This window comes from Stenotrophomonas sp. P5_A8 (assembly GCF_056400545.1).
In genome coordinates this window covers 1-6786 of sequence record NZ_JBFULB010000216.1, presented here as the reverse complement: position 1 = coordinate 6786, position 6786 = coordinate 1, and the positions used below count along the sequence as shown (strand labels likewise).

At 67.3% G+C, this 6786-nt stretch carries 7 protein-coding genes; all 7 read right to left on the bottom strand.

From position 1 onward, the window contains the following. The coding region (locus tag AC1DQP_RS14430) for a DUF4198 domain-containing protein (protein ID WP_478051857.1) at positions 1 to 202 on the bottom strand (202 nt) is incomplete at its 3' end. A 113-nt stretch (positions 203 to 315) separates the two neighbouring features. Continuing rightward, complete coding sequence (locus AC1DQP_RS14425; RefSeq protein ID WP_478051856.1) at positions 316 to 834, bottom strand: DUF2271 domain-containing protein; 519 nt, start codon at positions 832 to 834, stop codon at positions 316 to 318. A 36-nt stretch (positions 835 to 870) separates the two neighbouring features. Further along, on the bottom strand, positions 871 to 1506 hold the full coding sequence (locus AC1DQP_RS14420; protein WP_256775744.1) for a PepSY-associated TM helix domain-containing protein: 636 nt from the start codon (positions 1504 to 1506) through the stop codon (positions 871 to 873). A 652-nt stretch (positions 1507 to 2158) separates the two neighbouring features. Next, entirely contained in the window at positions 2159 to 4588 is a 2430-nt protein-coding gene (locus tag AC1DQP_RS14415) for a TonB-dependent receptor domain-containing protein (RefSeq protein ID WP_478051855.1), read from the bottom strand. 143 nt (positions 4589 to 4731) lie between these two features. Then, positions 4732 to 5160: a hypothetical protein gene (locus tag AC1DQP_RS14410; RefSeq protein ID WP_256775746.1), complete on the bottom strand. Its 429-nt coding sequence runs from the start codon at positions 5158 to 5160 to the stop codon at positions 4732 to 4734. Between the two features lie 139 nt (positions 5161 to 5299). Next, positions 5300 to 6028, bottom strand: coding sequence for a tetratricopeptide repeat protein (locus AC1DQP_RS14405; protein WP_457319433.1), 729 nt, complete (start codon positions 6026 to 6028; stop codon positions 5300 to 5302). Beyond that, positions 6021 to 6710: a Fe2+-dependent dioxygenase gene (locus AC1DQP_RS14400; RefSeq protein WP_256775748.1), complete on the bottom strand. Its 690-nt coding sequence runs from the start codon at positions 6708 to 6710 to the stop codon at positions 6021 to 6023. The genes AC1DQP_RS14405 and AC1DQP_RS14400 overlap by 8 nt, the downstream gene beginning before the upstream one ends. Between the last annotated feature and the right edge of the window lie 76 nt (positions 6711 to 6786).

Genomic DNA, 6786 nt, shown 5'->3' with positions numbered 1-6786 from the left:
GCGCGGTGATGACCAGGCTGTCCAGGCGCAGCGGCACGTGGTTGAAGTAGAACAGGTCGTTGGACACGGCCGCATCGACGGTGATCCACGGGTTCTCACCGGCAATCACGGTCTGCGAGGGCTGCAGCCAGGCCTTGTGGGCCAGGGCGGAGAACGGAAGTGCGGCGGCCAGGGCGGCGGCTAGGACGAGCGAGCGCTTCATCAAAAACTCCATGTAGTGGACAGCTTCGGTGAACTGGGGATCGGCCCGGAGGCCGACGCTACGCCGCTGCGCGACGTCCCGAGGGGAACCCGACGGTGAGGGCGGGCGACAAGTCAGGGCTTGGCCGTGAGGGTGACCAGACCGAGTTCGGTGGCGCCTTGGGCTTTGCCGTTCTGGACGGTGGTGGCCGGCCAGGTAAAGGGGATCTTGAGCAGTTCGCGGCCGCCGACTTCGCGCACCGCTTCGACCACCAGAGTGTAATTGCCCGGGGCGAGGGCTTTCAGTGCCGGCTGCTTGTCGTTGAACGACAGCGCCTGCTTGCCGGCCGGGCGGGTGGGGCCGGTGACGCCGTCCACGGGCACGTCCAGGGTACGACCGCTCTTGCGCCACCACTGGCGCAGGTCGGKCAGCCACTTGGTGCCGTGGCCTTCGCTGTTGCCGGTCTGCTGGTACCAGACCGAGAGATTGGCGGCCACTTTCTGGTCGGCCCCTTCCAGCCACACGGCGACATACGGGCGGTGATATTCGGCCACGTTGAGCTTGGGTACTTCGACGTTGATGTCGAGGGTGGCGGCGTAGGCCGGGGTGGCGGCCAGCAGGCCGCTCAGGGCGATGGTCAGGGTGACGCGCATGGTGCGGCTCCGTGGGGGACGATCAAGGTAGGAGGGTCAGTGGATCAGGATCAGGGCGATCAGCAGCGGGATCATCAGGCCCAGGCCGACCAGCGGCCAGGTCATGCGACGCTGGCGGGCATGCAGGTGCAGCAGGAACAGGCCGGTGATGCAGAACACCAGGCAGGCCACGGCGAACACGTCCAGGAACCAGCCCCAGGCCGGTCCGGCGTTGCGGCCTTTGTGCAGGTCGTTGAAATAGGAGATCCAGCCGCGCGAGGTGGCTTCGTATTCGACCGCGCCACTGTCGCGATCGATGCTGAGCCAGGCGTCGCCGCCGGGGCTGGGCATGGACAGGTAGATTTCGCCCTCGGACCATTCGGCGCGGCGGCCGCCGACGGAAATGGCCAGCTGCGCATCGAGCCAGCGCGCGGCGGGGCGCGGAATCGGGGCGTTGCCGTCGGTGCGGTCGCCAAGTTGTGCGAGCAGGTCGGCGGGCAATTCGAGCTGGCGATTGACCACCTTCGGGGTGGCTTCGATGCTGGACGCGTGATTGAGGGTGATGCCGGTGGCGGCAAACAGGAGCATGCCGATCAGGCACACGGCCGAGCTGATCCAGTGCCACTGGTGCAGGGTGCGCAGCCAGAAGCCACGACGTTGTTGCTGCTGCACGCTGGAGGAGGGAGTGGCCACGGTCACGCTGCTGGGAACTGAATGGCGAATTACACCATTGATGAGAATGGTTCGCAATTTCTGGGTTTGCGGGGCTCCTGTGCTTGGAGGCGAGCGTCGCAAGCGCGGGACGTCCAGATCCTTAGCTGGCCAGCGGATATGGGTAAAAGCGGGTGCCTCGCAGTTTGTTTACTGAGGGCTGCCGAGCATGGCTCGGCACTACCGGTACACGGCCCCCGGGTAGAGCCGAGCCATGCTCGGCTGCTCCTGCTCCTGCTCCTGCTCTTGCTCTTGCTCTTGCTCCTGCCCTTGCTCTTGCTCTTGCCCTTGCTCTTGCTCCGGATCTCAACGCGGCGACCCGCCAACTTTCCGGGGGCGGTGGGGGCGGGGTTGCGGGATCGTAGAGCGCTTCCTGATCCGCAGCTGGGCTGGCGGGCATGGGTAAAAAGCGGGTGCCTTGCAGTTTATTTCGTGAGGGCTGCCGAGCATGGCTCGGCACTACCGATATACGGGCCCTGGTAGAGCCGAGCCATGCTCGGCTGCTCCTGCTCCTGCTCCTGCTCCTGCCCTTGCCCTTGCTCTTGCTCTTGCTCTTGCCCTTGCTCCGGATCCCACTTCCGCCCCCACCGCACCGCCCCCGCAGTGCGCAGGCCGTCCGCCGTTGCCGTCGCCCTCAGAACTTCGCGTTCACCGAGATCCAGTAACTCCGGCGCTGGTCCTTGGTGGCGTAATCGTCCACGCAGTTGTACTCGCTGTCGCTGCTCAGCACGCACGACTGCGACACGAAGTCCTTGTCGAACAGGTTGTTCACCCGCGCGTTGAGCGTCAGCCAGGGATTGATGTTCCAGCTGCCGCCCAGGTGGAAGATCGTGTAGTCCTCGTAGTAGCGCACCTGCGACGTGTTTACCCCGCCCACGTTGCTCAGCAGCGTGTCGCGGTAACGGTCGTAACGCCCCTCGCCGATCAACGACAGGCTGACCGCATCGCTGAGCTGCCAGTTCAGGCTGGCATTGGCCATGTGCCTGGCCGGCGTCGTGGTGCCGCCCACCGGCTTGCCCTTGTCCACGCCGCTGGTCTGCTCGGAGCGCGTGTAGGTGTAGTTGCCACGCAGCTGCAGGTTGTCCAGCAGGTCCACATAAGCGGCCGTTTCAATGCCCTTGGTCTCGGCCTTGTCCACGTTCACGCTCTGCGCGAACGTGCTGTAGCCCAACGCTGCCCAGCCCGGACCGACGTCAACGCAGTAGCCACTGCCGGCCGGTGCCACTTCGCAGTTCGGGAAGGTGCCGCCGCTGGCGATCTTGTCGTCGAACTTGTTGAGGAAGCCGGTCACGTTGAAGCCCCACTGCGCGCCCTCGTAGTACGTCGCGATCTCATAGTTGGTGCTGGTTTCCGGCTTCAGGTTCGGCGAACCCACCAACGGCAGCACGCCCTGGCCGCCGAAGCCGGTCACCCCCGGGAACAGCTGGTCGGGGCGCGGGGTCTTGTAGCCGGTGCTCACGCCGCCCTTGATCGTCCATGCATCGCTGGCGTTCCACACCAGGTATCCGCGCGGACTGACGTGGCTGCCGAAGATGTTGTGGTCGTCATAACGCACGCCCACCGTAGCGGTGAGCGTATCGGTCAACGACCAGTTGTCCTCGGCGAACACCGACCACATCCGATGCTGCTGCTTCACGTTGGCGCGGTAGCCGGCGCCGTCCATGCCGAACACGCCGTCGACCATGTCGGTGTCGTTGTATTGGCCGCCCACGGTCAGCTTGTGCGCGCCGAAGGTCATGTCCAGCATCGTGTCCAGCACGTAGCCTTCCAGCTCCATCGTGCGCAGCGGGCGCGGCAGGAATGCCTGCAGGCGTGCCTGCTCGCTGGCATTGAGCGCACTCAGCGCGTTGCCGCGGCCGGCCGCGCAGTTGGCGGCGGCGCCGGTGCGACGGCAGACGTCGTTCCACAGCGTCTGCAGGTCATCGCGTTCGTCCAGCGTCAATGGCAGCGAACGGCCGAGGTTGTTGCTGATGGTGTGGGTCAGCGTGGTCTGCCAGGTGCCGAATGTGTAGCGGCCCTGATGGCTCAGCGCCAGCTGGTCGCGCTCGTAGCGCTGGTAGGCGGTATAACCCACGCGCGGCTGAACTACGCGGCGGGTGAGGGTGCCGGTGCCGTTCGGATGGGGAACCGTGGCGTTGCCGACGCGCCACAGGCTGGCCAGGCTGTCCAGGGTGCCGGTCTGGCCCTGGCTGTTGTCGTATTTCTGCCGCGACACGTCGTAGTCCAGGGTCAGGTCGTGATCGTCGTTGATCGTCCAGTTCACGCGCACGCCGGTGTTCCAGTTGGTATTGGCCACCGCCTTGCCGCCGCCACCGAAGCCGATGCTGCGCTCCCACAGCGTGCCGTCCGGCAGCGGCAGGTCGTCCCATTCCGGGTTGGAGGCCTTGGCGTCGTAGTAGCTGCCACGCACCGCCAGGCCCAGGCGATCTTTGACGAGCGGTCCGGTCAGGTACACATCGGTGGTGCGCGCATCGCCGAACTGGTCGTCCTGCTGCACGGTGGCGCCCTGGGTGAGCGAGCCGTGCCAACTGTCCTGGTTGCGCCGGGTGATGATGTTGATCACCCCGCCCATCGCGTCCGACCCGTACAGGGTGGACATCGGGCCACGCACCACTTCGATGCGCTCGATCGCATCCAGCGGCGGCAGGTAGGAGAACTGGCCGCCGCCGAAGTTGTTCGGGTAGAGCTGGCCGACGTTGCTCTGGCGGCGACCGTCGATCAGCACCAGGGTGTACTCCGACGGCATGCCGCGCATGGAGAGGGTGGCGCGGCCGTTCTTGTCGGTGGTTTCCATGCCCACATCGATGCCTTCCACGTCGCGCAGCGCGTCGACCAGGCTGGTGTAGGGCCGCTTGCTCAGCTCTTGGCGACTGACCACGCTGATGCTGGCCGGGGCGTCGGTGATTTTCTGTTCGAAGCCGGCGGCGGTGACCACGACCTTGTCCAGCGTGGTCGGTGCGGCGGCGTCGCCGTTGGCGAAGGCGGGCGCGCTGATCGCGCCGAGCAGGGCCAGGCTCAGGGCGTGGCGGGACAGGGACATGCGACGACGATGGCGTTGGGCCATGGGGGTAACCTCGAAAAGGAAAGACGAACGCGGGACGCCACGACCGGCGGTCGCAGCGCTGCAGGAATCAGGGAAGTGCCCGGGAACAGGCAGGTGTCGCCATCGACGGGGGGCGCGTCACTACCGCGACGCGCGTGTCGGAATCAGCCCTGCGGTGGGGCTTGTCCGCGTTGAACGCGCAGGCCGGGCGCAGCCGGCAGCGGAATGGCAGGCGCCGAATCCACCGACGGGGCCACCTGCGGCGGCAGGTCGACCCAGGTCGCCAGCAACCGGTCCAGCGCGTCGGGCAAGGCCGGCGGCAACGGTGGCGGGGTGTTGGCCGGACGCACGCTGGTGAGCCGACGCGGTTTGGCCGCTACTTCTTCCTGCGGCGTGGTTTCACCGCCACCGCGACGTTCTTCGGCCGGCAGCTGCAGTACCAGCGCGGCACTGCCCGGCAACGCCCGGTCCAGCACCGGCAGGGCGGTGAACAGCATCGCCAGCAGGCCCAGCCATGCCAGCACGCTCGCCAACGCCGGACGCTGCCCGCGCACGGCGGGGGCGAAGTTGCGAAGGCGGTGCGGGTGGCGCAAGACGGAATCCCTGCTCAAGCGTGTTGGGTGGGGAACATGACGCTCCCGATCACGAGCGGACCTCGATGACGCGGCGGAGTGTAGTGAGATCCGTTCGCGGACGCAAATAGGAATGATTTGCGAATGGCTGGGTAACGATCTACGGCGCCGAAGGCGGATCGACCAGCGCCCGCAACGCGGCATGCGGCGAGGCCGCGAGGGTCGGGCGGAGGTGGGCAAGGAATGATGGGCTGCCATGGGCCAGTGCGCGTTTCAGCCACGCCGTGGCTGCATCGACCTGACCCGCCGCCAGCAACACCGAAGCATGGCTGGTCTGGCCGCGGAAGTCGCCGGCTTCGGCCGAGCGCAGGTACCACGCCGGTGCCGCGGCCGGATCCGCCGCCACGCCGATGCCGTCTTCCAGGCAGCGGCCGACCAGGTTCATCGATTTGGCATGGCCCAGTTGCGCGGCCCGCAGGTACAGCGCAAACGCGGCGCGGTCGTCGCGGAGGACGCCGCGGCCGGTGCCCAGCAGGTTGGCCAGGTTGTATATCCCCCAGTCCAGGCCGCTGTCGGCCGCCTTGCGATACCACACCGCCGCCAGTTCCAGGTTCTGCACGGTGCCGCTGCCCAGCTCATGGCAGCGCCCGAGCATGTTCATGGCGATGCCCAGCCCGCCGTTGGCGGCGCGCTCGAACCAGAGCACGGCGGCGGCCGGATCCTGCGGGATGCCGCGGCCTTCCATGCAGGCCTGGCCGAGCAGGAACTGCGCCTGCACGTCGCCGCGTTGGGCGATCGGGATCAGCGTGGCAAGTGCGGCGGTGGGGTCGTGCTGCAGCTGCGCGGCCAGCGCGGTGGCATCCAGTGCGGGCGGGGTCGGCTCAGACATCAGCCCACTGCCGCAGCAGGTTGTGATACACGCCGGTAAGGTTCACCAGCGCGGGATGGTCGGGGTGGTCGTGGGTGAGGCGCCGGATCGCGTTGTCCATGTCCCACATCAGGCGGCGCTGCCCGTCGTCGCGCAGCATGCTCTGGATCCAGAAGAACGAGGCCAGTCGCGTCCCGGCGGTGACCGGAGTGACCTGGTGCAGGCTGGTGCCGGGGTACAGCACCATGTGCCCGGCGGGCAGCTTCACCCGCTGGGTGCCGAAGGTGTCCTCGATGACCAGTTCGCCGCCTTCGTACTCGTCCGGATCGCTCAGGAACAAGGTCGCCGACACATCGGTGCGCACCGGTTGCGGTTGCCCGGCCACGCTGTAGTCGTAGCGCACCGCGTTGTCGATGTGGAAGCCGAAGGTCTGGCCGGGCTGGTAGCAGTTGAACAGCGGCGGAAAGATCCGTCGCGGCAGGGCGGCCGAAAAGAAGCTGCTGTTGCGCCCGAGCGCATCCAGGATGGTCGAACCCACCGCGCGCGCGGCCGGGTCGGACTCGGGCAGCTGCAGGTTGTGCTTGGCCTGCGCGGACTGGTAGCCCGCGGTCAGCCGTCCGTCGGTCCAGCCGGCGGTGGCCAGCTGCTTGCGGGCCAGGGTGACCTGCTCGGCGCTGAGGACGTCGGGGATGTGCAGCAGCATGATCGGCTCCAGCCCCTCCCGCACCGGAGCGCGGGAGGGAGCGTATCGCTTAGAACGTGAAGTTGAAGGCCAGCGT